Genomic DNA, 25,332 nt, shown 5'->3' with positions numbered 1-25,332 from the left:
CGCTCATACGCGACGCCATTCGGTCGATCCGCCCGGTTTGTCTTCAAGTGCGATGCCGGCTTCGAGCAATTCCGCCCGGATCCGGTCCGCTTCGGCATAGTCCTTCGCTTGCTTCGCCGCGACGCGCGCGGCGATCTTCGCTTCGATCTCGTCGGCCGCGAGCCCGCCCGCCTGCGCGGCGCCAGACGCCTGCTGCAGGAACGCGCGCGGTTCGCGGCCCAGCAGGCCGAGCAGGCCCGCCAGCTGTTTCAGTTGCCGTGCGAGCGACGCGTCGCGCGTGCGGTTGACTTCACCCGCCAGCTCGAACAGCGTCGCCACCGCGACCGGCGTGTTGAAATCGTCGTTCATCGCGGCCGCGAAACGCTGTGCGTGCGCCTCGTTCCAGTCGAGCGCGAGCGTGTCGGGCTCGACGTCCTTCAGCGCGGTGTACAGACGCGTGAGCGATGCGCGTGCATCGTCGAGATGCACGTCGCTGTAATTGAGCGGCGAACGGTAATGCGTGCGCACGATGAAGAAGCGCATGACTTCCGCGTCGTAACGCTCGAGTACTTCCCGGATCGTGAAGAAGTTGCCGAGCGATTTCGACATCTTCTCGTTGTCGACCTGCACGAAGCCGTTGTGCATCCAGTAATTGACGAACGTCTCGCCGGTCGCGCCCTCGCTCTGCGCGATCTCGTTCTCGTGGTGCGGGAATTGCAGATCCTGCCCGCCGCCGTGGATGTCGAAATGATCGCCGAGCAGCGAGCAGCCCATCGCCGAGCATTCGATGTGCCAGCCCGGGCGGCCCATCCCGTACTTCGACGCCCACGACGCGCCTTCCGGATCTTCCCGCTTCGCGCGCTTCCACAGCACGAAGTCGAGCGGATCCTGCTTCGCATCGTTCGCGGCGACGCGCTCGCCCGCGCGGAGATCGTCGAGCGACTTGCCCGACAGCTTCCCGTAGCTCGCGAACTTGCGCACCGAGTAATTGACGTCGCCATCGGCCGCCTGATACGCGTAGCCGTTCGTCTCGAGCGTCTCGATCATGCCGAGCATCTGCGCAATGAACTGCGTCGCGCGCGGCTCGATGTCGGGCCGCTGGATGCCGAGCGCGGCTTCATCCTCGTGCATCGCGCCGATGAAGCGATCGGTCAGCGACTTGATCGTCTCGCCGTTCTCGACCGCGCGGCGGATGATCTTGTCGTCGATGTCGGTGATGTTGCGCACGTACGTGACCCGGTAGCCGATCGCACGCAGCCAGCGCTGGACGAGGTCGAACACGACCAGCATGCGCGCGTGGCCCACGTGACAATAGTCGTAGACGGTGATCCCGCATACGTACATCCGCACTTCGCCGGACTGGCGCGGCACGAAGACTTGCTTGTCACGCGCGAGCGTGTTGTAGATGCGCAGTGATTCCATAGAGATGAACCGTGAGCCGAAGGAAACCGCCCTGGCGAAGCTCGCCCAGCATGTGAAACGGACGGACCATCTGCTGCGGCGCCGGGCCGCGCGTCCTCGTTATCACATGGGGCGGTCAGGCTGCAAGCACAGCGGTGACGGCCACGAGAGGCTAAGAAAGACTGTCTGCCGCTCGCCGGAACGCGCAGACGTTTTGTTAGAATGGCTCGGAGTATAACATTCCGATTTACGCCTATGAAACCTCATCGCGGCCGCGCGCCGAGCGCTGCGACCCTCGTTGCGACCACCGTCATGGGCGTCGCGCTGACGCTTTTCGCGGCACCCGCGGCGCATGCGCAGAAAGCCCCGGCGGTCGCCGACGGCACGCCCGAAATCGACGCGTCGATCGGCGGCAAGCAGTGGAAGCAGGCGCTCGCGCAGCTCGACGCGCGCATCGCGTCGAACCCGCACGACGTGCAGGCGCAGTTCAAGCGCGGCACCGTGCTGGCCCGCCTGAACCGCGACGACGACGCGATCCAGCAGTTCGTCGCGATCACGCAGGCGTACCCCGAGCTGCCCGAGCCGTACAACAACCTCGCGGCGCTCTACGCGAAGCACGGCCGCTATGACGAAGCGCGCACCGCGCTCGTCACCGCGACGCAGTCGAACCCGAGCTACACGCTCGCGTACGAGAACCTCGGCGATCTCTACCTGCGCCTCGCGGCCGAATCGTACAAGCGCGCGCAATCGCTCGGCCGCACGAGCGGCGCGACCGCGCAGCGCCTCGCCGATCTGCAGAAAATCGTGTCGCCGTCGAAAGCCGCGCCGAACGCGCGCGCGACGACGCCCGCCACGCGCGATTACACCGAGCGCGCCGCCGCGAACGTGAGCACCACCACGCTGCCGATGTCGCCGACGTTCCAGTTCAGCGGTCCGTCGGGCGCACTGGCGGCGCCGTACGTCGCGCCGTCGCGCTAAGCGGCGCGGCCTTCCTTCCCTCCCAACCTGAGGATCGCAATGAAACGTCTGTTGCTGGCGCTTGGCGGCGCCGCCCTTCTCGCGACCGCGCCCGCATTCGCGCAATCGGCCACCGCGCACCCCGTCGTGCAGCTGAAGACCTCGCAGGGCGACATCCGCGTCGAGCTCTACCCGGAGAAGGCGCCGAAGTCGGTCGCCAACTTCCTCGATTACGTGAAGGCCGGCCAGTACAACGGCACGATCTTCCATCGCGTGATCAAGGGCTTCATGATCCAGGGCGGCGGCTACAAGACCAACTTCGAGGAAAAGCCGACCCGCGCGCCGATCCCGCTGGAGAGCCGCAATGGTCTGAAGAACCTGACGGGCACGATCGCGATGGCCCGCACGAGCGACCCGAATTCGGCCACCGCGCAGTTCTTCATCAATACTGTCGACAACGGCGGCCTCGACTACCCGAACCCGGACGGCAACGGCTATGCGGTGTTCGGCAAGGTCGTGTCGGGACTCGACGTCGTGAAGAAGATCGAAGGCGTGGCGACGACCTCGCGCGGCCCGATGCAGGACGTACCGGCGCAACCGGTCGTGATCGAATCGGCGAGCATCGTCTCGAAGTAAGCACCTGCCGGCACGTCCGGCGCCTCACGCGGCCGCGTCGCACGACCGGCCGCGTGCCATTTAAACTGCCTCACCGAAGGAATTCATCATGGTTGAACTGCACACGAACCACGGCGTGATCAAGCTCGAGCTCGACGCCGCGAAGGCACCGAAGACGGTCGAGAACTTCCTGAACTACGTGAAGAAGGGCCATTACGACGGCACCGTGTTCCATCGCGTGATCAACGGCTTCATGATCCAGGGCGGCGGCTTCGAGCCGGGCCTGAAGCAGAAGCCGACCGACGCGCCGATCGACAACGAGGCGAACAACGGCCTGAAGAACAACAACTACACGATCGCGATGGCGCGCACGAACGATCCGCACTCGGCGACCGCCCAGTTCTTCATCAACGTGAACGACAACGACTTCCTGAACCACTCGTCGCCGACGCCGCAGGGCTGGGGCTACGCGGTGTTCGGCAAGGTCGTCGAAGGCCAGGACGTGGTCGACAAGATCAAGGGCGTCAAGACGGGCAACGCCGGCTTCCATCAGGACGTGCCGACCGACGACGTCGTGATCGAAAAGGCCGTGGTGGTCTGACGCACCCGCCGTTACGGAGGCACTTCGATGTTGCAGGAGAGTCCGCCGCGAAGCGTCTCCGCGGGCGTGCCGGGCGAGCGCGAGTACGCGCAAGCCGCACGCCCGTTCCTGTTTCTGTCCGATCTGCACCTGAGCGAGGCGATTCCGAAGACGGTCGCCGCGTTCGAGCATTTCGTCAAATACACCGCCGACAGCGCCGATTCGGTGTTCATCCTCGGCGACCTGTTCGAATACTGGATCGGCGACGACGTCCTCGACGACGATCCGTTCGCCGCACGCATGGCCGCGCTGATGCACACGTTCTCGGAACGCGGCATCGCGCTCTACGTGATGCACGGCAACCGCGATTTCCTGCTCGGCCGGCGCTTCATGAAGGCCGCCGGCGCGATGCTGCTGCCCGACCCTTCGCTGATCATGGCGTTCGGCCAGCGCATCGTGCTCGCGCACGGCGACGCGCAATGCACGGCCGACCGCGGCTACCAGGTGTTCCGTCGCTTCGCGCGCAACCGCGTCGCGCAATGGCTGTTTCTCGCGTGGCCGTTCCGGTGGCGCCGCGCGCTGGCGCAGCGCATGCGCTCGAGCAGCGAAGCGGGCCGCATGCGCCCTGCGTCGGCCATCTACGACGTCACGCAAGAAGGCGTGGCCGCGCTGTTCCGGAAGAGCCGCGCGAGCGTGATCATTCACGGCCACACGCACCGCCCCGCGCGCCACGCGGAGCCGGGCGGGATCCGCTGGGTGCTGCCCGACTGGGATCTCGATCACGGCACGCCGCGCGGCGGCTACCTGCGCGTCGACGCGGAAGGCATCCACCCGATGCCGCTCGACTGACGCCGCCGCTGCTATCGCACTGACGGCAGCGATCGGTGTCGATCGCGTTCGTTACGTCTGGCGTTCGACCGTCTTGCCTTCGAGCACCGCCGACAGCCTGCGCAGGTCGAGGCGCGCCGCGTCGGCGCCCTGCAGCGTTTCCAGATGCGTGCCGAGCCGCTCGAGCGCCGCGACGATCTCGTCGACGCGGCGGCTTTCCTTCGCCGCGTGATCGATCAGACCGTGAATCGCGAGCGACATCGGATCGTCGGCGTTCGGCGTGATCCCGTATGCGCTGAACGCCGCACGCTCGGCCTGCGGCTTCGGCTGCGCCGGCATCACGATGCGCGCCGGGTTGCCCACCGCCGTGCCCCCCGCCGGCACCGGCTTGACGACCACCGCGTTCGAGCCGATCTTCGCGCCCGCGCCGACCGTGAAACCGCCAAGCACCTTCGCGCCGGCACCGACGATCACGCCGGCCTCGAGCGTCGGGTGGCGCTTCGCGCCGCGCGTGAGCGACGTACCGCCCAGCGTCACGCCCTGATAGATCGTGCAGTCGTCGCCGATGATCGCCGTCTCGCCGATCACGACACCCATGCCGTGATCGATGAACACGCGCCGGCCAATCGTCGCGCCGGGATGGATCTCGATTCCGGTCAGGAACCGGCCGGCCTGCGACACGAACCGCGCGAGCCAGTAGCGTTTCGCGCGCCAGCATGCGTGCGCGAATCGGTGCAGCACGAGCGCGTGCAGCCCCGGATAACAGGTCAGCACTTCCCACGCACTGCGAGCGGCGGGATCCCGCTCGCGAATCGTTGCAACGTCTTCGCGCAGTCTCGTGAACATGATGTGGTCTGGGAAAAGGCCGGCGCGCATCGCCGGCAATGCCGGCCGTTATCGCACCGGGTCATTTGCTTATGATGTCCGGCGATTGTAGGGCCAGTCGCGCGCGGCCGCACGCGGCCGCGCGTTCACCCCGCCGTCGGCGCGGGTATTCGACCGGGACGCTTGCCGTGGCGGCGTTTGCAGGGTGGGTCGGTCGGAGAAATAGAAGCTTCGACGCTTCCGGTGGGTCGAGGCACGGCCTGCCACCGGATTCCCCGCGCCCGGCAATCGGAGCGTCGGCCGCTTACGCGTCGCCGCCCGGCTTGCCCGACTTCAGCAGGATGTGCTTCGCGATGCCGCGCAGGATATTGACCTCCTCGCGCTCGAGGCCGGTGCGCGCGAACAGGCGCCGCAGCCGCGGCATCAGCTTCTTCGGATTGCGCGGATCGAGGAAGTCGAGCGCGATCAATGCGTTCTCGAGGTGCACGTACATCCGCTCGATCTCGTCGCTCTGCGCGAGCGTGCCGGCTTCGGCCGGCGGCTGCGCCGACGGCTCGCTCGCCTGCTCGAGAAACGCGACGCGCAACTCGTACGCGAGCACCTGCACGGCCTGCGCGAGGTTCAGCGAACTGTAGGCCGGGTTGGCCGGAATATGCGCGAGCGCGCTGCATTGGTCGACATGCTCGTTCGCGAGACCGGTGCGCTCGTTGCCGAACACGAGCGCGATGTCGCCCGCGCCGACCTGCGCGCTCGCCTGCGCGGCGGCCGCGCGCGGTGCAAGACGCGGCGGCCCGTATTCGCGCGTGCGCGCGGTCAACGCGATCGACCAGTGAACGCCGGACAGCGCTTCGCCGAGCGTCGGCACGACATGCGCGGACGCGAGGACGTCGTCCGCGCCGCTGGCCATCGCGATCGCCTCGGGGTCGCGCTGCACGTGCGGCACGCGCGGCGCGACCAGCACGAGGCGCGAGAAGCCCATCGTCTTCAGCGCGCGGGCAGCCGCCCCGACGTTGCCGGGATGGCTCGGCTCGACGAGCACGAAGCGGGTGGACGTGAAGCCGCCGGACGGCGGCGCGGACGAGGCTGCGCCCGATTCGGACGGCGCGGCGGTGTTCTGCGGGGTTTCCACTACGATACGACTCGGTTCATCAGAATGGCCGTATGGTATCGCCATCGCCCGCGCAAACCCACTCGTCCGGACGGCCAGTGGGGGTTTCCCCGCATGCCGGTCGCCTGAAACCGCCGAAAATCGGGTAAAATCATGCCTTTACGCGTTGCGCCCGGCGCAGCGCGGGTCGTACCCCGCTCTTTGTCAATTCGCGTCTCACCTCGCCCCGGCACGCTTGCGCCGTTCCGGGCGGTTGTCCCACTTCGTGGCGGCCCCGTGCCGCCGGCTACAGGATCCAGGCTCATGCATCCCATGCTCAACATTGCTGTCAAGGCTGCGCGCCGCGCCGGACAGATCATCAATCGCGCGTCCCTCGATCTCGACCTGATCGAGATCCGCAAGAAGCAGCAGAACGACTTCGTCACCGAAGTGGACAAGGCCGCCGAAGACGCGATCATCGAGACGCTGAAGACCGCCTACCCCGATCACGCGATCCTCGCGGAGGAATCGGGCGAATCGGAGAACGAATCCGAATTCAAGTGGATCATCGATCCGCTCGACGGCACGACCAACTTCATCCACGGCTTCCCGTACTACTGCGTCTCGATCGCGCTCGAGCACAAGGGCGTCGTCACGCAGGCCGTCGTCTACGATCCGAACAAGAACGACCTGTTCACGGCCACCCGCGGCCGCGGCGCGTACCTGAACGACCGCCGCATCCGCGTCGGCCGCCGCGACCGCCTGTCGGACGCGCTGGTCGGCACGGGCTTCCCGTTCCGCGAGAAGGACGGCCTCGACGCCTACGCGCGCCTCTTCACCGAAATGACGCAGGCCTGCACGGGCCTGCGCCGCCCGGGCGCGGCGGCGCTCGATCTCGCGAACGTCGCGGCCGGCCGCCTCGACGCGTTCTTCGAGCAAGGCATCAACGTGTGGGACATGGCGGCGGGCAGCCTGCTGATCACGGAGGCCGGCGGCCTCGTCGGCAACTACACGGGCGACGCCGATTTCCTGCACCGCCACGAGATCGTCGCCGCGAACCCGAAGATCTACGCGCAGATGATCCCGATCCTGAACCGCTACAGCCGCGTGCATCCGGCAGCGGAGTAAGCCCGGGCCGCGCCCGCGTGGCGCGGCTTTCGCGCAAACCGCTCGCGCGGCATCGTCACGATGGCGCGCCGATCGTCTGGCGCACGGATAAATCTTCCGTGCACACGGATCGCTTCGTGCGCCTATCCTGAAGTTGCTCGCGCGGCGCGTGCGGGTCGGCGTATTGCCGCTCGCTCCGCTTCTGCCGCAACGACGGCGAATGGTTTGCGTCCGGCATGCGCGCGCGGCGAACGAGGCCGCCAGCATGCCGGCCCCGCCTGTATCAACACCGCCACGGCGCCGTGGCAATCGCATCCGAGTCCCCATGTTACGGCTAAGCGAAATCAAACTCCCCCTCGACCACCCCGAGAGCGCACTCGAGGCCGCGATTCGCGCGCGCCTCGCTGAGCTCGGCGTGGCGCCAGACGGGTTGCTCCGTTACACCGTGTTCCGCCGCGCGCACGACGCGCGCAAGCGTGCCGACATCAAGCTCACGTATATCGTCGACGTCGAAGTCAAGGACGAGGCGGCCGCGCTCGAGCGCATCGCCGGCAAGCCGCATTGCGGCGTGACGCCCGACATGACGTACCACTTCGTCACCAAGGCGCCCGAGCACGCCGATTTCCTGCGCCCGGTCGTCATCGGCATGGGCCCGTGCGGGCTGTTCGCAGGGCTGATCCTCGCGCAGATGGGGTTCCGTCCGATCATCCTCGAACGCGGCAAGGCCGTGCGCGAGCGCACCAAGGACACCTTCGGCCTGTGGCGCAAGAGCGTGCTCAATCCCGAATCCAACGTGCAGTTCGGCGAAGGCGGCGCGGGAACGTTTTCCGACGGCAAGCTGTACAGCCAGATCAAGGATCCGAACCACTATGGCCGCAAGGTGCTGGACGAATTCGTCAAGGCCGGCGCACCCGACGACATCCTGTACCTGAGCCGCCCGCACATCGGCACGTTCCGCCTCGTCAGCATGGTGGAAAAAATGCGCGCGTCGATCCACGAACTCGGCGGCGAAGTGCGCTTCGAAACCCGTGTCGACGACATCGAAATCGACCAGGGCAAGGTGCGCGCGCTCAAGCTGTCGAACGGGGAAACATTGCGGTGCGACCGCGTGGTGCTGGCCGTGGGCCACAGCGCGCGCGATACGTTCCAGATGCTGCACGACCGCGGCGTCTATATCGAAGCCAAGCCGTTCTCGCTCGGGTTCCGGATCGAGCATCCGCAAGGCGTGATCGATCGCAGCCGCTTCGGCAAGTTCGCGGGCCACAAGCAGCTCGGCGCAGCCGACTACAAGGTGGTCCACCACGCAAGCAACGGGCGCGCGGTCTACAGCTTCTGCATGTGCCCGGGCGGCACGGTGGTCGCCGCGACCTCGGAGCCCGGCCGCGTGGTCACCAACGGAATGAGCCAGTATTCCCGCGCCGAGCGCAATGCGAACGCGGGCATCGTCGTCGGCATCACGCCGGACGACTATCCGGGCGGCCCGCTCGCCGGCATCGCGTTCCAGCGTAAATGGGAAACGCGCGCGTTCGAACTCGGCGGCGGCGATTACCGCGCGCCCGGCCAGCTGGTCGGCGACTTCATCGCGGGCCGGCCGTCGACGTCGCTCGGTGCGGTGGAGCCGTCGTACAAGCCCGGCGTGACGCCGACCGATCTCAGTACCGCGCTGCCGGACTACGTGATCGAAGCGATCCGCGAAGCGCTGCCCGAGATCGACAAGAAGATCGCCGGCTTCGCGATGCACGATGCCGTGCTCACCGGCGTGGAGACGCGTACGTCGTCGCCGATCCGGATTCGGCGCAAGGACGACTACCAGAGCATGAACGTCGAAGGCCTGTATCCGGCCGGCGAAGGCGCCGGCTATGCCGGCGGCATCTATTCGGCGGCGATCGACGGTATCGAAGTCGCGCAAGCGGTCGCGCTCAGCCTGACGTCGGGGCACGCGTCCTGATTAGCGGCACGGGGTCGGCGCGCGCAGGCTCGCCAGCCGAGCGCCGCCGGGCCCGCCCCGCTCGTTGCAACGCTTCGGAAGGGCGAAAGACGCGCCGCCCACGGCCATGCGCCCTTCTTCGGTGCCTCGTGGGAAGCGCTCGCGAGCGACCGCGCGAACTCGGCTGCCGCTGCAAGACAGCGCCGGCAGTCGACCAAACGGCCAACTTCGCGCGTTCACGTCGATGCCACTGGTAAACTCGGGCAACCCAAGCAACAACTTCATGCCTGACCTATGACCACGCTGTCGCCCGAAGCCTTCGCAGGCCACACTCCGATGATGCAGCAGTACCTGCGCCTTATCTGACGCGGGTCAGCGAAAAAAACCTACGCCAAGACTTACGCCTGCTGTTTTGAGAAGCCATTAGCTCAGTCCATCAAGAATCTAGATTCTGGACAAACCCACGGCCGGCCATTACCGATGAAGAAGATGTAGCGAGTGCCTCGTTCTGAAATCGAATTTCTAGCATCCGGCCTTCGCAAGAAACGAATTTTAACCGCCTTAGCAACAACACCCACCTCTGCTTTCAGGGTTGCACTTTCCGGGCTTCCTTCGACTGCTTCAAGGCGACCAAATCTGTATCCAATTGCCATGTAGAAGTGGGCAACCGCGACAACGAATAAGCAAATACCCGCGCCCCCAAACGCTACTCCTCCTACTGAATCACCAGTGATGCCAAAGTACGCAATAGTGCGCTCCAATGCATAGCTACCCAGCAAGGTAGATCCCAGGCCCATGATCGCGTAAGCATTTGCGCGTGACTCTGGTCTCATTTGTAGCCTCACTGAACCGTGATTGATAATTTCAAGAAGCACACCGCCCCCTGATGCGTCCCTGGCTATCGACGAACCCAAACAGTCATAATCTAGGCGATCTAGCAGAGTCGTCCAACGGGAAGTGGTCGCGTTGCGCGTTGTCGCCCCCCTTTCACTCGGACGCTTCCTCGATAGCCTTCAAAATTATTTGCTGCTCGTCAATTACACTCTCATCTCCGGAAAAGCGGGACATTTCCATATGTCCATCGTCGAACACGTCGATCTCGATACGCTCGCCTGGCACAGTTATGGAAATCAGAATGGTGTCCGGGCGATGCCGGCCCAATGTATAAAAGAGGCGGCGTTCGTCCAGGTTGCTAAGCAATTCGTACAAAGGATGCGTCATATATCCTCCGTCACGGTCAGCAGATCACGACAAAGCCGAAAATGACGCGGTAGATCGATTCGTTCACGTAGCGGTCTCCGGTCGACATATCGAGGAAATGGACAGAACGTCCGATGCTCGATCAATGAACCCCTACAGTCACAATCTAGACTGTCGACCGCAACTGGCGTGTCGGGGTTAGCACTATGTGGCGGGTTGTGCCCGCAGCGCTACGCGCGTGAGGCAGGACAGGCCCCTGACGCTGCCGAGTCCCCCTACAGCTGGCCAAACGGCCAACTTCGCGCGTTCACGTCGAAGCCACTGGTAAACTCGGGCAACCCAAGCAACAACTTCATGCCTGACCTATGACCACGCTGTCGCCCGAAGCCTTCGCAGGCCACACTCCAATGATGCAGCAGTACCTGCGCATCAAGGCCGATCATCCGGACACGCTCGTCTTCTACCGGATGGGCGACTTCTACGAGCTGTTCTTCGAGGATGCGGAAAAAGCGGCACGCCTGCTCGACCTGACCCTCACGCAGCGCGGCGCGTCGGCCGGCACGCCGATCAAGATGGCCGGCGTCCCGCATCACGCGGTCGAGCAATATCTGGCGAAGCTCGTGAAGATGGGCGAATCGGTCGCGATCTGCGAGCAGATCGGCGATCCGGCCACGTCGAAGGGCCCGGTGGAGCGCAAGGTCGTGCGCGTCGTCACGCCCGGCACGCTGACCGATGCCGCGCTGCTGTCCGACAAGAACGACGTCTACCTGCTCGCGATGTGCACCGGCCACAACAAGCGCGGCGTCGCGGTCAACATCGGCCTCGCGTGGCTGAACCTCGCGAGCGGTGCGCTGCGGCTCGCCGAAATCGAGCCCGAGCAGCTCGCCGCCGCGCTCGAACGCATCCGGCCGGCCGAAATCCTGACGCCTGACGGGGCAACCGACGCCATTCCCGCCGGCGCGGGCGCAACCAAGCGCGTGCCGGCCTGGCACTTCGACATCGCATCGGGCACGCAGCGTCTGTGCGACCAGCTCGACGTCGCGAGCCTCGACGGTTTCGGCGCGCATTCGCTGACGAGTGCGTGCGGCGCGGCCGGCGCGCTGCTGCTTTATGCCGCGGCCACGCAAGGCCAGCAACTGCGGCACGTGCGCAGCCTGAAGGTCGAGAACGAAACCGAATACATCGGGCTCGATCCGGCCACGCGCCGCAATCTCGAACTGACCGAGACGCTGCGCGGCACCGAGTCGCCCACGCTGTATTCGCTGCTCGACACCTGCTGCACGACGATGGGCAGCCGCCTGCTGCGTCACTGGCTGCATCATCCGCCGCGCGCATCGGTCGCCGCGCAGTCGCGCCAGCAGGCAATCGGCGCGCTGCTCGATGCGCCGGCCAGCGCGAGCCTCGATGCGCTGCGCAGCGCACTGCGCCAGATCGCCGACGTCGAACGGATCACCGGGCGGCTCGCGCTGCTGTCCGCGCGCCCGCGCGACCTGTCGAGCCTGCGCGACACGTTCGCCGCGCTGCCGGCGCTGCGCGAGCGCATCGGCGCGATCGTCGCGAACGCGGATGCGCTCGCACGCGTCGATGCGGCGCTCGCGCCGCCCGCCGAATGCCTCGACCTGCTGACGAGCGCGATCGCCACCGAGCCGGCCGCGATGGTGCGCGACGGCGGCGTGATCGCGCGCGGCTACGATGCCGAGCTCGACGAGCTGCGCGACATTTCGGAGAACTGCGGGCAGTTCCTGATCGACCTCGAAGCGCGCGAGCGCGCGCGCACCGGCATCGCGAACCTGCGCGTCGAATACAACAAGGTGCACGGCTTCTACATCGAGGTCACGCGCGGCCAGACCGACAAGGTGCCCGACGACTACCGTCGCCGCCAGACGCTGAAGAACGCGGAGCGCTACATCACGCCGGAACTGAAGACCTTCGAGGACAAGGCGCTGTCCGCGCAGGAACGCGCATTGGCGCGCGAGCGCGCGCTGTACGACTCGGTGCTGCAGGCGCTGCTGCCGTTCATCCCCGAATGCCAGCGCGTCGCCTCGGCCCTCGCCGAGCTCGACCTGCTCGCCGCCTTCGCCGAACGTGCACGCGCGCTCGACTGGGTCGCGCCCACCTTCACCGACGAGATCGGCATCGAAATCGAACAGGGGCGCCATCCGGTCGTCGAAGCGCAGGTCGAGCAGTTCATCGCGAACGACTGCCGGTTCGGCCCCGAGCGCAAGCTGTTGTTGATCACCGGGCCGAACATGGGCGGTAAGTCGACGTTCATGCGGCAGACCGCACTGATCGCGCTGATGGCGTACGTCGGCAGCTACGTGCCGGCGAAGTCCGCGTGCTTCGGCCCGATCGACCGGATCTTCACGCGCATCGGCGCGGCCGACGATCTCGCGGGCGGCCGCTCGACCTTCATGGTCGAGATGACCGAGGCCGCGGCGATTCTCAACGACGCGACGCCGCAAAGCCTGGTGCTGATGGACGAGATCGGCCGCGGCACGTCGACCTTCGACGGCCTCGCGCTCGCCTGGGCCATCGCGCGCCACCTGCTGGCGCACAACGCGTGCTACACGCTGTTCGCGACGCACTACTTCGAGCTGACGCAACTGCCGGCCGAATTCCCGCAAGCGGCCAACGTCCATCTGTCGGCGGTCGAGCACGGCCACGGCATCGTGTTCCTGCACGCGGTCAACGAAGGCCCGGCGAACCAGAGCTACGGTCTTCAGGTCGCGCAGCTCGCGGGCGTCCCGGCGCCGGTGATCCGCGCCGCACGCAAGCACCTCGCGTATCTCGAACAGCAGTCGGCCTCCCAGCACACGCCGCAACTCGATCTCTTCAGCGCGCCGCCGGCGGCCGTCGACGATCTCGAATGCGCGGATGCGCCGGCGCTGCCCGACACGCCGCACCCGGCGCTCGAAAAACTGCGCGACATCGATCCCGACGATCTCAAGCCGCGCGAGGCGCTCGACCTGCTGTACGAACTGCGCACGCTGGTCCGGTCGCACGATGCCGACGGGCACGCGTAAGCGCATTGCGCGGGGCCTGCCGGCCCGCGCCGCCGCCGCGCTCGTCGCGGCGGTTCTTGCGTTCGCGCAGGCCGGTGCGCTGGCCGCGCCGCCCAAGCGCAGCGCCGCGCCCTATTCGTTCGCGGTCGTGTCGGGCGTCATCAACGCCCCGGCGGACGAACCGGCCGCGCAGCGGCTGCTCGATGCGATCGCACGGGAGCGCAACCTCGCGTTCGTCGTCTATGCGGGCGATCTCAAAGGCTCGAAGGAAGCATGCCGCGACACGCTGTATTCGCAGCGCGGCGCGATCCTGGATTCGGCGCGCGTGCCGCTCGTGTTCATTCCCGGCCACGACGACTGGATCGCCTGCAACACCGCGGCGGGAGGCGGCTACGACCCGGTCGAGCGGCTCGATTTCCTCCGGCAGACGCTGCTCGCCGATTCCGCGCTGCCCGACCCGCGTGCGCTGCAGATTACGCGGGAGAGCGAAGTCGCACGGTTTCGGCCGTATCGCGAGAACGCACGCTGGATGCGCGACGACATCGTCTACGTCGCGCTCAACGTGCCGGCGCCGAACAACCATTATTTGACGGCGGGCGGCCGCAACGGCGAATTCGAGGACCGCGTGATCGCGAACAGCTTCTGGATCGACCACGCGGCCGAATATGCGAAGCGGCGCGAAGCGCGCGCGATGGTCGTGATTTTCGAAGGCGATCCGCAGTTCGAACGCTATGAACGCTCGGAGCGCTTCGCGTGGCTGCGCTTCAACCGGCCGCGCGTGCGCGACGGCTTCCGCGAGCTGAAACGAACGCTGGTGAAGGCCGCGGGGGCGTTCCGGGGCCCGATACTGGTGGTGCACGCGAGCGGCGAACCGCTGGCGAACGGCTTTCTGATCGACCGTCCGCTGCATGGCGACGACGGTGAGCTGGTAGGAAACGTGACGCGCGTCGCGATCGGACCGCGCCATCCGGGGAATCAGTGGGTGAAGGTAAGCGTATCGCCGGCACGGCAGACGATCTTCAACGTGAGCCTGCAGGAAGTACCGAAGAATCTGCCGGTGCCGCCCACGCTGCCGCTCGTGCCGCGCGACGACGTGCCGCTGCCGCAGATGCCGGAAATCCCCGCGCTGCCGGCGCTGCCCGATGCGTCGTCGGTCGCGCCGCCGTTGCAGGGCGACGGCGCCGCACCGGGCGGCGCGTCGTGGCCGGCACCGCCCCCTGCATCGGGGCCGGTGCCGGGCCTGCCGGCAAGCTCAGTGCAGGGTGCGCCCTGACGGCGCTTCGCCGTCTTCGTCGTCGTCCTCGTCGAGGATCTCGAGCCCTTCCGCGCCATGCGCGTGCTCGTGCTCGATTTCGTCTTCGGTGGCTTCGCGCACGTCCTTCACGGTCAGCGCGAAACGCAGCGCCATGCCCGCCAGCGGGTGGTTGCCGTCGAGCACGACCTTGTCTTCGGCGATATCGGTGACCGTATAGATCAGCGAGTCGACTTCCTCGTCACCGTCTTCCGGCGTGCCTTCGAACTGCATGCCCACTTCGAGCGGCTCGGGAAAACGGTCGCGCGGCTCGATCTTCACGAGTTCGGGATCGTAGTCGCCGAACGCGTCCTGCGGCTCGAGCTGGATCTGCGCCTGGTAGCCCGCCTCGTGGCCGTCGAGCTGTTCCTCGATCTTGGGGAACGTGCCATCATAGCCGCCGTGCAGATAGACCATCGGCTCGTCGCTTTCCTCGATCAGGTTGCCCTGTGTGTCCGACAGCTTGTAAGTGACCGACACGACGGTGTTTTTTGCGATTTTCATCCAATTCTCCCAAATACAAGTCTCATTATACGATGCGCAACCGGTCTCAAGCCGAACCGCGGCAAGCCGCTGCCGCCCCGCTCGGCGCGCCGCCCACCGATCTTCCCACGCCGCTGCTCGGCGGCCTTACGCCGGCGCAATTCATGCGCGGCTACTGGCAAAAGAAGCCGCTGCTGATCCGCCAGGCGATTCCCGGCGTCGCGTCGCCGGTCACGCGCGATGCATTGTTCGAGCTCGCCGCCGACTATGACGCGGAATCGCGATTGATCACCCATTTTCGTAACAAGTGGCAACTGGCGCACGGTCCGTTCGAGCCCGACGCGCTGCCCGCCGTTACGCGCAAATCCTGGACCCTGCTCGTGCAGGGGCTCGATCTGCACGTCGACGCGGCGCGCGCGCTGCTCGACCGCTTCCGCTTCATCCCCGACGCGCGGCTGGACGACCTGATGATCTCGTACGCGACGGACGGCGGCGGCGTCGGCCCGCACTTCGATTCGTATGACGTATTCCTGCTGCAGGTCGAGGGCCGGCGCCGCTGGCGGGTCGGCGCGCAGAAGGATCTGTCGCTGCAGCCGGACGTGCCGCTGAAGATCCTCGAAAACTTCGAGCCGAGCGACGAATGGGTGCTGGAGCCCGGCGACATGCTGTATTTGCCGCCGCACATCGCGCATGACGGCGTCGCCGAGGGCGAGTGCATGACCTGCTCGATCGGCTTCCGGGCCCCGTCCGCGGGCGAGCTGGGCGCCCAGTTCCTGTACTACCTTGCGGAGCGCGGCGGCCTGCGCGACGCGGGCGGCGACGATCTCTACCGCGATCCGAAGCAGCCGGCCGTCGATGCGCCCGCGCAACTGCCGCCGGCCATGGTCGAACGTGTCGCCGAGATCGTCGACGCGATCCGCTGGCGCAAGCGCGACGTCGCCGAATTCCTCGGCTGCTACCTGAGCGAGCCCAAATCGAACGTCGTTTTCGACCCGCCCGAGCGCCCGCTGTCCGAGGCGGCGTTCGTCACGCAGGCATCACGCCGTGGCGTGCGTCTCGACAGAAGGGCCGCATTGATGTATAACGCGCGCTCGTACTTCATTAATGGCGAGGAAGGACCACTCGAGCAAGCCGGTGAATGGCTGCCCGAACTGGCCAATCAACGCCAGATGGAGGCGAAACGGTTTGTAACACTATCCCGGGTTCCCTCGATGACAGCCTTGTTGCACGAGTGGTATCGTGCGGGCTGGATACGGGTCGGATGCCGGAATTAGTGTGAGTCGCCCCGTATGCCCGTACAGATCAAATTCTGTATGGGAAAGACAACGTATTGACCCCGCATTTGTCGACGGTCGATAGGAAAGTGCATATAATTTCCGCCCAAGCCGTAGGGAAGATTCACGCTCTAAGAAGTGCATCTCCACCAGCGGCCCAGGTCGGTGTTGGAGCACATTACCGGTATTGTTTCGCGCTGTTGCTTACCTTTAACCATAAAAGGACGTGATCATGAAGAAATCCCTCCTCGTAGCTTCCCTGTTGGCTGCTGTTGCACTGGCTGCTTGCAACAAGAGCGCTGATCAAGCTGCTTCGTCGGCTGCAAGCGACGCGGCTGCTGCTGCTTCGTCGGCTGCTTCGGCAGTTGCTGGTGCTGCGAGCGACGCTTCGGCTGCTGCTTCGTCGGCAACGGCTGCTGCGAGCGACGCTGCTGCTGCAGTGGCGTCGGCTGCTTCGGCAGCGACGGCTGCTCCGGCTTCGGGCGCAAGCCAGTAAGCCTTCAGCGTCAGCTGAAAAAAAACCGGCCCGAGGGCCGGTTTTTTTACGTCTGCCGCTTTGGAATCGAGCGCCCAGCAGTCGCTTCGGGCCGCCGCGGCGGCCCCGCGCTGCTCATCCGAGCGTCAACCAGTCGAAACCCGCGTCCTGCGAGGCCACGATCACGTCTTCCCCGTCCGTCCCGAGCACGCCGCCAAACGCCTGGCGAGCCAGTTCCGGCAGATTGTTCTGCTGGCTCAGATGGGCCGCGACCAGGTGCTGGAGACGGCTGCGTTCGAGCGACGCGAGGATGTCGGCCGCCGCGTCGTTGCTTAGGTGGCCGTGGTTGCCGCCGATCCGCGCCTTCAGCGACTGCGGATAGCGGCTGGCGGCCAGCATCGCGGTATCGTGGTTGGATTCGAGCACCAGCGCGTCACAGCCGCTCAGGACGGCCGTGATGTGCGGCGTGGCCATCCCGACGTCCGTCAGCACGCCGAGCCGTCGGCTTCCGTCCATGAACACGAACTGGAGCGGTTCCCGCGCATCGTGGGGAACCGTATAGGGCATCACGGCCAGATCGCGTATCGCGGCCGTCTCGTCGCCCCACAGCACGTGCAGATCGACATCGGCCTCGTCCGCGCCGACCGCGCGCGCGGTGCCCCAGCTCATGTAGAGCGGCAGCGACGCGCGGCGCGCGAGCGTCAGCGCGCTGCCGACGTGGTCGCTGTGTTCGTGGGTAATGAGGATCGCATCGAGATCGGCGATGCAGAGATTCAGTCGGCCGAGCCGGCGCTCGACCTCCTTGGCGGAAAAGCCGCAGTCGAGCAGCACGCGGGTGGTCGTCGTGCCGCTCGAGGCCTCGACGACCAGCGCGTTGCCTTCGCTGCCGCTTCCGAGGCTGGCGAATCGCACGCGTTCAGTTCAGTTGCGCGTGCAGCAGCGAGATGATCCGCTGCGCGTCCGACGAGTTGTCGATCTGGCCATTCGCGCCGATCACCGCGACCTGCGTGCCGCCGGCGCCTTGGGCGCGCACGTTGACGAGGAACTCCTTGCCCGGCTTCGCCGCCGACGGGCCGCCGTAGAACAGCTTGCCGAACAGGCCGTCACGCTTGAGCTCTTCCATCGAATTCGCATAGCGCACGGTGTACACGCCCTTCTCGCGGTCGCGATTGTCGACCGTGAAGTTGGTCCGGTCGAGCGCGAGGCCCACGCGCAGCCAGGCGCGATCGAACGACTCGGCCAGTTGCAGCGTCGCCGCGCCGCCGCTCGTGTCGCTGACCTGCGCCGGCGCCGTCGCGGGGCGCGCATCGGTCAGCAACTGCTTTGCCTGCGCGTCGGTCAGCCCGAACTTCTGCATCAGCTTCGACAGGAACACGGCTTCGAGCACCGGGTTGCGCGGCCGCTCTTCCCAGCGCGACGACGTGCCGCCCTGCGGGCCGACCATCATTTCTTCCATCGCGCTGTGCGTGATCGAGATGTCGGTGTTGCCGTCCGGCGTGCGGTTCACGAGCGTGCGGAAGCGGTCGCGCGTACCCGACGAATACGCGAAATCGATGACCTTGCCGATCGTGCGGCGGAACCAGTCGTCCGGAATGTTCGCGCGGTTCTCGGCCCAGTCGGTGGCCATGATGCCCGTCGACGGCGCATCGGTCTTCAGCGAGAAGCCGTTCTCCTGCCAGAACTCCTTCAGGATCGGCCACAGCTGCTCGGGCGTGCGGCCGTCGACGACGAGCCAGCGGCGGTCGCCGTCGCGCTCGATGTGCATGCCGAGCGGATCCTGCGCGCTCGGGATGCCGTCGGTCGCGTTGCCGGCCTTCGTCGTGGCCCGCGGCGGCAGCGTGCCGAGCCCGGCGTTGGTCGGCGGCGCGACGAACTGCTGCGTCGTCGGCACCGGCTTCAGGTCGCTCGGCACCGCGAGCGGCGGCGCCGAACCGGTGTTCTTGTAGTTGACCCGGTCGGGGGCCAGGTAATCGTTCAGCGTATCGCAGCCAGCGAGCGCGCCCAGCGCCAGCGCCACCACCGACAACTGGATGGCGCGAGAGGAAAAGGCGAAACGTTTCATGAAATCCTTCGTCTTGCTAGAACGCTCGTCAGGAGCGGCGCCGGACGGAGCCGGCCGGTGCGGGTTGATCAGGGGTCGAGCCGGCGGCCGCAGGACGCGGCCGCCTTGCCATCAGAGAACGCCGGCCTCGACGAGGGCCGAACGCACGGCATCGTGGCAGCGCTCGTCGAGCGCCGTGAGCGGCAGCCGGATACCGCCCTGCATCTTGCCCATCGCCTGCAGCGCCCACTTCACCGGGATCGGGTTCGCTTCGATGAACAGGTTCTTGTGCAGCGACAGCAGCTTCATGTGCAGCGTGCGGGCCGTCTGCACGTCGCCGGCCAGCGCCGCGCGGCACAGCTCGCTCATCGCGCGCGGCGCGACGTTCGCGGTCACCGAGATGTTGCCGTGGCCGCCGAGCAGCATCAGCGCGATCGCGGTCGGATCGTCGCCGCTGTAGATCGCGAAATGCTTCGGCGCGGCCTTGATCAGGTGCGCGGCGCGATCGATGTTGCCGGTCGCTTCCTTCACGCCGATGATGCCCGGGACTTCCGCGAGGCGCAGCGTCGTCTCGTGCGCCATGTCCGCGACCGTCCGGCCCGGCACGTTGTACAGGATCACCGGCAGGTCGACCGCTTCGGCGATCGTCCGGAAGTGGCGGTACATGCCTTCCTGCGTCGGCTTGTTGTAGTACGGCACGACCTGCAGCGTCGCGTCCGCGCCGACGGCCTTCGCGTGCTTCGTCAGCTCGATCGCCTCGGCGGTCGAATTGCCGCCCGCGCCCGCGATGATCGGGATGCGTTTCGCCGCATGCTCGACCGCCGTGCGGATCATCAGGATGTGCTCTTCGACGTTGAGCGTTGCCGACTCGCCGCTCGTACCGACGACGACGAGCGCATCGGTGCCTTCCGCGATGTGCCAGTCGATCAGTTTGCGAAACGCCGGCAGGTCGAGACTGCCGTCTTCGAGCATCGGGGTGACGATCGCGGGGATGCTGCCGCGGATTTGAATGCCGTCTTGGGTGCCGTTAGCCATGAAACGCGATTGATTGTGTACCGGTAAACGTTGAGATTGTAGCGGATTAGCCGGGCAGTTCGTAACGTGGAATTCCCGCCCCCGCCTTCGGGGTCGCGCCCTCGCGCACCGCGCAAAGACGCTGGACGAACGCCTCGCGCGGCGCGGCGACGAAACCGTCCTCGTATGCGACCACCCGCAGGCGCCCGCGCACGGCGTCCAGCAACTCGCCCGGAGCGAGCAGGAACGCGGGGTTGGACGGCTTCCCGACCGTTTCGTTTCCTTGCGCGAAGGTTTCGTAGACCAGCACACCGCCCGGCGCCACGGCATCGAATAGATGGGGCCAGAGCGGGCGATGCAGATAGTTCGTAACGATCACGGCCGCGAACCGCTCGTCGGCCGACAGCGGCCATGGCGCGCCTTCGAGATCGGCCACGCGGGCGTCGACGCCGGCAATCGCGCGCAACGCGGCCAGTGCGACCGGATCGCGGTCGAGCGCGACGACCGGATGGCCGCGCGACGCGAACCAGCGTGCATGGCGGCCGCCGCCGGCGGCAACGTCGAGCACCGCACCGCCGGCCGGCACGAGCCGCGCCCATTGCGCGACCCAGCGCGACGGCTCGGCCTGGCCGACGTGGCCGCCCGCGGCGGCGATGACGGATTCGCTCATGCGCCGGATCAGTTGTACGACAGGCCCATCGCGTCGCGCACGTCGCGCATCGTTTCCGTCGCGTACTTGCGCGCCTTGTCGCAACCGTCCGCGACGATCGCACGCAGCAGCGACGGGTCGTCCATGTACTTCTGCGCGCGCTCGAGCATCGGCTGCTGTTCGCGCAGGATGCCCTCGACGACCGGCTGCTTGCAGTCGAGACAGCCGATGCCCGCCGAGCGGCAGCCCTTCTGCACCCACTCGTGCGTCGCTTCGTCCGTGTAGACCTGGTGAAGCTGCCACACCGGGCACTTGTCGGGATCGCCCGGATCGGTGCGGCGCACGCGCGCGGGATCGGTCGGCATCGTGCGGACCTTCTTCGTGATCGTCTCGGCGTCTTCGCGCAGGCCGATCGTGTTGCCGTACGACTTCGACATCTTCTGCCCGTCGAGGCCCGGCATCCGCGACGCCTCGGTCAGCAGCGCCTGCGGCTCGACCAGGATGATCTTGCGCGCGCCTTCGAGATAGCCGAACAGGCGCTCGCGATCGCTCATCGACAGGCTTTGCGATTCCTGCAGCATCGCGCGCGCCTGTTCGAGCGCCTCGTCGTCGCCTTCCTGCTGATACGCGTTGCGCAGCTCGTGATAGAGCTTCGCGCGCTTGCCGCCGAGCTTCTTCGCGGCTTCGAGCGCCTTCTCCTCGAAACCGGGCTCGCGGCCGTACAGGTAGTTGAAGCGGCGCGCGATCTCGCGCGTCATCTCGACGTGCGGCACTTGATCCTCGCCGACCGGCACGAGCGAGCCGCGATACAGCAGGATGTCGGCGGCCATCAGCACCGGGTAGCCGAGGAAGCCGTAGGTGGACAGGTCCTTGTCCTTCAGCTTCTCCATCTGCTCCTTGTAGGTCGGCACGCGTTCGAGCCAGCCGAGCGGCGTGCTCATGCCGAGCAGCAGCGCGAGTTCCGCGTGCTCGGGCACCTTGCTCTGGATGAACAGCGTCGCCTGCGCCGGATCGATGCCGGACGCGAGCCAGTCGATCAGCACGTCCCATACGTTCTTCTCGATGACCTCGGGCGTCTCGTAGTGCGTCGTCAGCGCATGCCAGTCGACGACGCAGAAGAAGCACGGGTACTCGGACTGCAGCTTCACCCAGTTTTTCAGCACGCCGTGGTAATGACCGAGGTGCAGCGATCCGGTGGGTCGCATGCCGGAGAAAATACGTTCTGGGAACATGATTGTCGTTAGAAAAGCGAGGCGAAGGGAGACAGGATGGCGCTCAGCACGGCATAGCCGACATTGACGAGCGGACGCAGCCAGAAGTTCGTCAGCACGCCCGTCGTGACGAGCACGAGGACGATGATGAAACCGTACGGCTCGATGCGCGACAGCGCGATCGATTGCCGGGTCGGCAGCAGCGCCGCCAGGATGCGGCCGCCGTCGAGCGGCGGCAGCGGAAACAGGTTCAGCACGCCGAGCACGAGGTTCGCGCTGACGCCGGCCAACGCCATGCGCGTGAAGAACGGCTCGTCGACGCCGACGGCCGGCAGCACGAGGGTCAGCACGCCCCAGACGAGCGCCTGCACGAAGTTGCAGGCCGGGCCCGCGAGCGCGACCCACAGGCTGCCCCAGCGCGGATTGCGCAGGTTGCCGAACGACACCGGCACCGGCTTCGCATAGCCGAACAGGAACGCGCCGCCGGTGAGGAAGTACATCGCGAGCGGAATGGCGATCGTGCCGAGCGGATCGATGTGACGCATCGGATTGAACGACACGCGCCCCATCGCATAGGCGGTATTGTCGCCGAGCAGACGCGCGGCATAGCCATGCGCGGCCTCGTGCAGCGTGATCGCGAAGATCACGGGTAGCGCGTAGACGGCGATGGTCTGTATCAGGGAAGCATCCATATCGCGTTATTGTAACAAGCGCACTCGCGCAAAAATGGCACGGCGCGTCATGCGGCCGAGAGCCCGAAGGGTTCGAGGGAGCCGCGCCCCGCGCGGATGAGTTCGGGCGCATCGCCGGTCAGGTCGATCACCGTCGACGGCTCGCGCGGGCACGCGCCGCCGTCGATCACGAGGTCGACCTGTTTCTCGAGCCGCGTGCGGATTTCCTCGGGATCGTTCAGCGGTTCGTCGTCCGGCGGCAGGATCAGCGTCGTGCCGAGCAGCGGCTGGCCGAGCGACTCCAGCAGCGCGAGCGTGATCGCGTGATCGGGCACGCGCAGCCCGATCGTCTTGCGCGACGGGTGCGACAGCCGGCGCGGCACTTCCTTCGTCGCCTGCAGGATGAACACGTACGGGCCCGGCGTCACCGACTTGATCTGCCGGTACTGGCGGTTGTCGACCATCGCGAAATTGGCGAGCTCCGACAGGTCGCGCACGAGCAGCGACAGATGCTGCTTTTCGTCGAGGCCGCGAATCCGGCGCACGCGCTCGACCGCGTCCTTGTCGTCGAGATGGCACGCGAGCGCATAGCTCGAATCGGTCGGCATCGCGATCACGCCGCCCTTGCTGACGATCTCCACCGCCTGCTTGATCAGGCGCGGCTGCGGATTATCCGGATGAATCCTGAAGAACTGGGACATGGGGACACGTAAAGAGGGAGAAGTCGGATGCGCGCAACGGCGGCGACACGGGCGGCCCGAAGCCGCCCGGCGTCAGAGCCAGCGCTCCCAGACCGGCGTCAGGTCGGGCGGCAGCGGCGGCAGGCTGCCGAGCTCGATGCGGCCCTCGCCCGGCGCATGGAAATCCGAGCCGCGCGATACTTCGAAGCCGAAGCGGCGCGCGACGTCCGCGTATTCGCGGTACTGGTCGGGCGTGTGGCTGCCCGTGATGACCTCGATCGCGCGGCCGCCGAGATCGATGAACTCGCCGAAGAACGCGTCGAATTCGACCGGCGTATAGCGATAGCGGCCCGGATGCGCGACCACCGCTTCGCCGCCTGCCGCGCGGATCCAGCCGACCGCGTCGGACAGCGACGCCCAGCGATGCGGGACGAAGCCGGGCTTGCCGTCGCCCAGCAGGCGGTCGAACACGTCGGACGTCGACTCGGCATGGCCGTTTTCGACGAGAAAGCGGGCGAAGTGCGTGCGCGAGATCAGGTCGGGATTGGACACGTATTTCAGCGCGCCTTCGTAGGCGCCGGGAATGCCGAGCGTCGCGAGCTGCTCCGCGATCGCCAGCGCGCGCGCCGCGCGGCCGTGGCGCGTGCGGTACAGGCCGTCGACCAGCGCCGGATGGGCGGGATCGATGTTCAGACCGACGATGTGCACGGTGCGCGACGCCCACGTGACCGAAATCTCGACGCCGCTCAGGTAGCGCATGCCGAGCGCTTCCGCCTCGCTGCGCGCCGCCGCCTGGCCGCCGATCTCGTCGTGGTCGGTCAGCGCCCACAGGGTCACGCCGCCCGCATGCGCGCGGCGCGCGACGTCGGCAGGCGACAGCAACCCGTCGGAAACATTGGAATGGCAGTGGAGATCGGCGTTCATTATCAGCATCGCAGGTAAGGCCTCATTCTACTGCAACGCCGCAATTGCGCCGCCCGCGTGCCCTGCCGCCGGCGCCACGCGCCTATGCGCAGAACGCCTCGATCAGCGCCGCGATCTGCTCGGGCTGGTCGTGATGCACCATGTGGCCGGCATCCTCGACGAGCTTCTCGCGCCAGTCGGGGAATGCATTGAAGCGCGCCTTGAATTCGGGCAACGGGATGTCGCCGGCAAGGTGCGCAAGCGTCGGCGAATTGACGGCCTCGACGTGCAGCACCTTCGCACGCACCTGCTTCCAGATCGCCATGACTTCGTCGAGCCGGTACAGCAGCGGGCCCGGCATCTTGTGCGCCGGGTCCGCCAGCAGATGGTAGAGGCCGTCGTCGCCGCGTTTCGACCAGTGGGCGGCCAGAAACGCGGCGCGGCGCGGGTCGAGCCGCGGATTGGTCTTGATCAGGCGCGCCGCCACGTCGTCGAGCGAGGCGTACGGCCGCAGCGCGGGCGGCTCGCGCAGTTCGTCGAGCCAGCCGCGCAGTCGGCGCGGCGCCTGGTCGGCTCGCGCCGGCGCGAGCCCGAAACCTTCGAGGTCGACGACGCGCCGCACGCGTTCCGGCCGCGCGCCGGCATACAGGCACACGACGTTCGCGCCCATGCTGTGTCCGACCAGGTTGATCTCTCCGGTCGGTGCGTAGCGGTCGACGAGCGCATCGAGGTCGCCCAGGTATTCGTGGAACCAGTAGTGACCGCCGCCCTGTCGCGCGACCGGCCAGTCGGACAGCCCGAAGCCGCGCGCGTCGGGCGCGATCACCTGCCAGTCGCCGGCGAGCGCATCGACGACGAACTGGAACGACGCCGCGACGTCCATCCAGCCGTGCAGCATGAACAGCGTCGGCGCGTCGGGCCGGCCCCAGCGCCGCACATGCAGCCGGACGCCGCGCACCGTGACGAAATCGGAAACAGAACTCGAGGCACTCATCGCAGCCGCCAAAAAAAGAATGGTCGTTCGATTATAACGGCGACGCTCCGGTTCCGGCGGCCGGCAATCGAGGTGCCGCTCTAGCGGCGAGGTCGTTCGAGGGCCGGGCGGCAGACACCATCGGCGAGACACGCGAGC

At 66.8% G+C, this 25,332-nt stretch carries 25 protein-coding genes and 1 pseudogene; 11 read left to right on the top strand and 15 right to left on the bottom strand.

The annotated features are described in order from the left end of the window. Positions 1–3 precede the first annotated feature (3 nt). Positions 4–1,401, bottom strand: a complete 1,398-nt coding sequence (gene cysS / locus KPB06_RS13795) for a cysteine--tRNA ligase (protein WP_059583386.1) — start codon at positions 1,399–1,401, stop codon at positions 4–6. Between the two features lie 234 nt (positions 1,402–1,635). Here cysS and KPB06_RS13790 point away from each other — a divergent pair, with 234 nt between their 5' ends. The 4 genes from KPB06_RS13790 (at position 1,636) to KPB06_RS13775 (ending at position 4,381) form a co-directional block, all read left to right on the top strand. Continuing rightward, the gene (locus KPB06_RS13790) at positions 1,636–2,358 is read left to right on the top strand and encodes a tetratricopeptide repeat protein (protein WP_059608914.1); all 723 of its coding nucleotides are present in this window, start codon (positions 1,636–1,638) and stop codon (positions 2,356–2,358) included. A gap of 39 nt (positions 2,359–2,397) precedes the next feature. Then, positions 2,398–2,973, top strand: coding sequence for a peptidylprolyl isomerase (locus tag KPB06_RS13785; protein ID WP_059583382.1), 576 nt, complete (start codon positions 2,398–2,400; stop codon positions 2,971–2,973). 88 nt (positions 2,974–3,061) lie between these two features. Then, a complete protein-coding gene (locus KPB06_RS13780) occupies positions 3,062–3,553 on the top strand; it encodes a peptidylprolyl isomerase (RefSeq protein ID WP_059583381.1) in 492 nt (163 codons plus the stop codon). Positions 3,554–3,580: 27 nt separating this feature from the next. Further along, positions 3,581–4,381 (top strand): UDP-2,3-diacylglucosamine diphosphatase, encoded by an 801-nt coding sequence (locus KPB06_RS13775; protein ID WP_089464936.1) that lies wholly within the window; start codon positions 3,581–3,583, stop codon positions 4,379–4,381. 51 nt (positions 4,382–4,432) lie between these two features. Here KPB06_RS13775 and cysE read toward each other — a convergent pair whose 3' ends face one another. Together cysE and KPB06_RS13765 are read right to left on the bottom strand one after the other, a co-directional pair. Beyond that, complete coding sequence (cysE, locus tag KPB06_RS13770; protein ID WP_059583378.1) at positions 4,433–5,206, bottom strand: serine O-acetyltransferase; 774 nt, start codon at positions 5,204–5,206, stop codon at positions 4,433–4,435. A 283-nt stretch (positions 5,207–5,489) separates the two neighbouring features. After that, complete coding sequence (locus KPB06_RS13765; protein WP_104012030.1) at positions 5,490–6,314, bottom strand: RNA methyltransferase; 825 nt, start codon at positions 6,312–6,314, stop codon at positions 5,490–5,492. Between the two features lie 282 nt (positions 6,315–6,596). Here KPB06_RS13765 and KPB06_RS13760 point away from each other — a divergent pair, with 282 nt between their 5' ends. Both KPB06_RS13760 and KPB06_RS13755 read left to right on the top strand, forming a co-directional pair. Continuing rightward, complete coding sequence (locus tag KPB06_RS13760; RefSeq protein ID WP_059608913.1) at positions 6,597–7,400, top strand: inositol monophosphatase family protein; 804 nt, start codon at positions 6,597–6,599, stop codon at positions 7,398–7,400. A gap of 304 nt (positions 7,401–7,704) precedes the next feature. Beyond that, positions 7,705–9,327: an NAD(P)/FAD-dependent oxidoreductase gene (locus tag KPB06_RS13755; RefSeq protein ID WP_060310075.1), complete on the top strand. Its 1,623-nt coding sequence runs from the start codon at positions 7,705–7,707 to the stop codon at positions 9,325–9,327. A 407-nt stretch (positions 9,328–9,734) separates the two neighbouring features. Here KPB06_RS13755 and KPB06_RS13750 read toward each other — a convergent pair whose 3' ends face one another. Both KPB06_RS13750 and KPB06_RS13745 read right to left on the bottom strand, forming a co-directional pair. Continuing rightward, on the bottom strand, positions 9,735–10,085 hold the full coding sequence (locus KPB06_RS13750; protein WP_275906107.1) for a hypothetical protein: 351 nt from the start codon (positions 10,083–10,085) through the stop codon (positions 9,735–9,737). Positions 10,086–10,293: 208 nt separating this feature from the next. Then, positions 10,294–10,527: a hypothetical protein gene (locus KPB06_RS13745; protein ID WP_059583372.1), complete on the bottom strand. Its 234-nt coding sequence runs from the start codon at positions 10,525–10,527 to the stop codon at positions 10,294–10,296. Between the two features lie 344 nt (positions 10,528–10,871). On the opposite strand from KPB06_RS13745, the gene mutS reads away from it, so the two are divergent. Both mutS and KPB06_RS13735 read left to right on the top strand, forming a co-directional pair. Further along, positions 10,872–13,529: a DNA mismatch repair protein MutS gene (mutS, locus tag KPB06_RS13740; RefSeq protein ID WP_059583370.1), complete on the top strand. Its 2,658-nt coding sequence runs from the start codon at positions 10,872–10,874 to the stop codon at positions 13,527–13,529. Continuing rightward, complete coding sequence (locus tag KPB06_RS13735) at positions 13,510–14,781, top strand: hypothetical protein (RefSeq protein WP_275906106.1); 1,272 nt, start codon at positions 13,510–13,512, stop codon at positions 14,779–14,781. The genes mutS and KPB06_RS13735 overlap by 20 nt, the downstream gene beginning before the upstream one ends. Here KPB06_RS13735 and KPB06_RS13730 read toward each other — a convergent pair. Beyond that, positions 14,761–15,303, bottom strand: coding sequence for an FKBP-type peptidyl-prolyl cis-trans isomerase (locus KPB06_RS13730; RefSeq protein WP_059643952.1), 543 nt, complete (start codon positions 15,301–15,303; stop codon positions 14,761–14,763). The two genes, KPB06_RS13735 and KPB06_RS13730, sit on opposite strands and share 21 nt — an antisense overlap. Positions 15,304–15,335: 32 nt before the next feature. Here KPB06_RS13730 and KPB06_RS13725 point away from each other — a divergent pair, with 32 nt between their 5' ends. The 3 genes and pseudogenes from KPB06_RS13725 to KPB06_RS13720 all read left to right on the top strand — a co-directional run bounded on the left by KPB06_RS13725 (position 15,336) and on the right by KPB06_RS13720 (position 17,052). After that, positions 15,336–16,556 (top strand): cupin domain-containing protein, encoded by a 1,221-nt coding sequence (locus KPB06_RS13725; protein ID WP_104012028.1) that lies wholly within the window; start codon positions 15,336–15,338, stop codon positions 16,554–16,556. 56 nt (positions 16,557–16,612) lie between these two features. Next, positions 16,613–16,859, top strand: a pseudogene (locus KPB06_RS34485) (hypothetical protein). After that, a complete protein-coding gene (locus KPB06_RS13720) occupies positions 16,789–17,052 on the top strand; it encodes a hypothetical protein (RefSeq protein ID WP_021162672.1) in 264 nt (87 codons plus the stop codon). Before KPB06_RS34485 ends, KPB06_RS13720 begins: the two are co-directional and overlap by 71 nt. Before the next feature lie 114 nt (positions 17,053–17,166). Here KPB06_RS13720 and KPB06_RS13715 read toward each other — a convergent pair whose 3' ends face one another. The 9 genes from KPB06_RS13715 to KPB06_RS13675 form a co-directional block, all read right to left on the bottom strand. Further along, the gene (locus tag KPB06_RS13715; RefSeq protein WP_059583365.1) at positions 17,167–17,943 is read right to left on the bottom strand and encodes an MBL fold metallo-hydrolase; all 777 of its coding nucleotides are present in this window, start codon (positions 17,941–17,943) and stop codon (positions 17,167–17,169) included. Between the two features lie 4 nt (positions 17,944–17,947). Further along, a complete protein-coding gene (bamC, locus tag KPB06_RS13710) occupies positions 17,948–19,093 on the bottom strand; it encodes an outer membrane protein assembly factor BamC (RefSeq protein ID WP_275906105.1) in 1,146 nt (381 codons plus the stop codon). 111 nt (positions 19,094–19,204) lie between these two features. Next, positions 19,205–20,107 (bottom strand): 4-hydroxy-tetrahydrodipicolinate synthase, encoded by a 903-nt coding sequence (gene dapA, locus KPB06_RS13705; RefSeq protein ID WP_059583362.1) that lies wholly within the window; start codon positions 20,105–20,107, stop codon positions 19,205–19,207. A 46-nt stretch (positions 20,108–20,153) separates the two neighbouring features. Beyond that, entirely contained in the window at positions 20,154–20,756 is a 603-nt protein-coding gene (locus tag KPB06_RS13700) for a class I SAM-dependent methyltransferase (protein ID WP_275906104.1), read from the bottom strand. Positions 20,757–20,764: 8 nt separating this feature from the next. Further along, positions 20,765–21,967, bottom strand: a complete 1,203-nt coding sequence (locus tag KPB06_RS13695) for a tryptophan--tRNA ligase (protein WP_006487046.1) — start codon at positions 21,965–21,967, stop codon at positions 20,765–20,767. 8 nt (positions 21,968–21,975) lie between these two features. Continuing rightward, a complete protein-coding gene (locus KPB06_RS13690) occupies positions 21,976–22,638 on the bottom strand; it encodes a site-2 protease family protein (RefSeq protein WP_059583358.1) in 663 nt (220 codons plus the stop codon). 47 nt (positions 22,639–22,685) lie between these two features. Beyond that, positions 22,686–23,318 carry an L-threonylcarbamoyladenylate synthase gene (locus KPB06_RS13685; protein WP_059583357.1) on the bottom strand — a complete coding sequence of 211 codons (633 nt, stop codon included), beginning with the start codon at positions 23,316–23,318 and terminating at the stop codon, positions 22,686–22,688. A 72-nt stretch (positions 23,319–23,390) separates the two neighbouring features. Continuing rightward, positions 23,391–24,221 (bottom strand): 3',5'-nucleoside bisphosphate phosphatase, encoded by an 831-nt coding sequence (locus KPB06_RS13680; protein ID WP_041492088.1) that lies wholly within the window; start codon positions 24,219–24,221, stop codon positions 23,391–23,393. 82 nt (positions 24,222–24,303) lie between these two features. Further along, complete coding sequence (locus KPB06_RS13675; RefSeq protein WP_059583355.1) at positions 24,304–25,194, bottom strand: alpha/beta fold hydrolase; 891 nt, start codon at positions 25,192–25,194, stop codon at positions 24,304–24,306. Between the last annotated feature and the right edge of the window lie 138 nt (positions 25,195–25,332).

The sequence above is a fragment of the Burkholderia semiarida genome (assembly GCF_029268935.1).
Lineage (GTDB): Bacteria > Pseudomonadota > Gammaproteobacteria > Burkholderiales > Burkholderiaceae > Burkholderia > Burkholderia semiarida.
This window is presented reverse-complemented; position numbering and strand designations above follow the sequence as displayed.

Bases quoted from the DNA above. Each gene is read 5' to 3' on its own strand.
- cysS (WP_059583386.1), bottom strand. From the start codon at position 1,401: ATGGAATCACTGCGCATCTACAACACGCTCGCGCGTGACAAGCAAGTC.
- KPB06_RS13790 (WP_059608914.1), top strand. From the start codon at position 1,636: ATGAAACCTCATCGCGGCCGCGCGCCGAGCGCTGCGACCCTCGTTGCG.
- KPB06_RS13785 (WP_059583382.1), top strand. From the start codon at position 2,398: ATGAAACGTCTGTTGCTGGCGCTTGGCGGCGCCGCCCTTCTCGCGACC.
- KPB06_RS13780 (WP_059583381.1), top strand. From the start codon at position 3,062: ATGGTTGAACTGCACACGAACCACGGCGTGATCAAGCTCGAGCTCGAC.
- KPB06_RS13775 (WP_089464936.1), top strand. From the start codon at position 3,581: ATGTTGCAGGAGAGTCCGCCGCGAAGCGTCTCCGCGGGCGTGCCGGGC.
- cysE (WP_059583378.1), bottom strand. From the start codon at position 5,206: ATGTTCACGAGACTGCGCGAAGACGTTGCAACGATTCGCGAGCGGGAT.
- KPB06_RS13760 (WP_059608913.1), top strand. From the start codon at position 6,597: ATGCATCCCATGCTCAACATTGCTGTCAAGGCTGCGCGCCGCGCCGGA.
- KPB06_RS13755 (WP_060310075.1), top strand. From the start codon at position 7,705: ATGTTACGGCTAAGCGAAATCAAACTCCCCCTCGACCACCCCGAGAGC.
- KPB06_RS13745 (WP_059583372.1), bottom strand. From the start codon at position 10,527: ATGACGCATCCTTTGTACGAATTGCTTAGCAACCTGGACGAACGCCGC.
- mutS (WP_059583370.1), top strand. From the start codon at position 10,872: ATGACCACGCTGTCGCCCGAAGCCTTCGCAGGCCACACTCCAATGATG.
- KPB06_RS13735 (WP_275906106.1), top strand. From the start codon at position 13,510: ATGCCGACGGGCACGCGTAAGCGCATTGCGCGGGGCCTGCCGGCCCGC.
- KPB06_RS13730 (WP_059643952.1), bottom strand. From the start codon at position 15,303: ATGAAAATCGCAAAAAACACCGTCGTGTCGGTCACTTACAAGCTGTCG.
- KPB06_RS13725 (WP_104012028.1), top strand. From the start codon at position 15,336: ATGCGCAACCGGTCTCAAGCCGAACCGCGGCAAGCCGCTGCCGCCCCG.
- KPB06_RS13720 (WP_021162672.1), top strand. From the start codon at position 16,789: ATGAAGAAATCCCTCCTCGTAGCTTCCCTGTTGGCTGCTGTTGCACTG.
- bamC (WP_275906105.1), bottom strand. From the start codon at position 19,093: ATGAAACGTTTCGCCTTTTCCTCTCGCGCCATCCAGTTGTCGGTGGTG.
- dapA (WP_059583362.1), bottom strand. From the start codon at position 20,107: ATGGCTAACGGCACCCAAGACGGCATTCAAATCCGCGGCAGCATCCCC.
- KPB06_RS13700 (WP_275906104.1), bottom strand. From the start codon at position 20,756: ATGAGCGAATCCGTCATCGCCGCCGCGGGCGGCCACGTCGGCCAGGCC.
- KPB06_RS13695 (WP_006487046.1), bottom strand. From the start codon at position 21,967: ATGTTCCCAGAACGTATTTTCTCCGGCATGCGACCCACCGGATCGCTG.
- KPB06_RS13690 (WP_059583358.1), bottom strand. From the start codon at position 22,638: ATGGATGCTTCCCTGATACAGACCATCGCCGTCTACGCGCTACCCGTG.
- KPB06_RS13685 (WP_059583357.1), bottom strand. From the start codon at position 23,318: ATGTCCCAGTTCTTCAGGATTCATCCGGATAATCCGCAGCCGCGCCTG.
- KPB06_RS13680 (WP_041492088.1), bottom strand. From the start codon at position 24,221: ATGAACGCCGATCTCCACTGCCATTCCAATGTTTCCGACGGGTTGCTG.
- KPB06_RS13675 (WP_059583355.1), bottom strand. From the start codon at position 25,194: ATGAGTGCCTCGAGTTCTGTTTCCGATTTCGTCACGGTGCGCGGCGTC.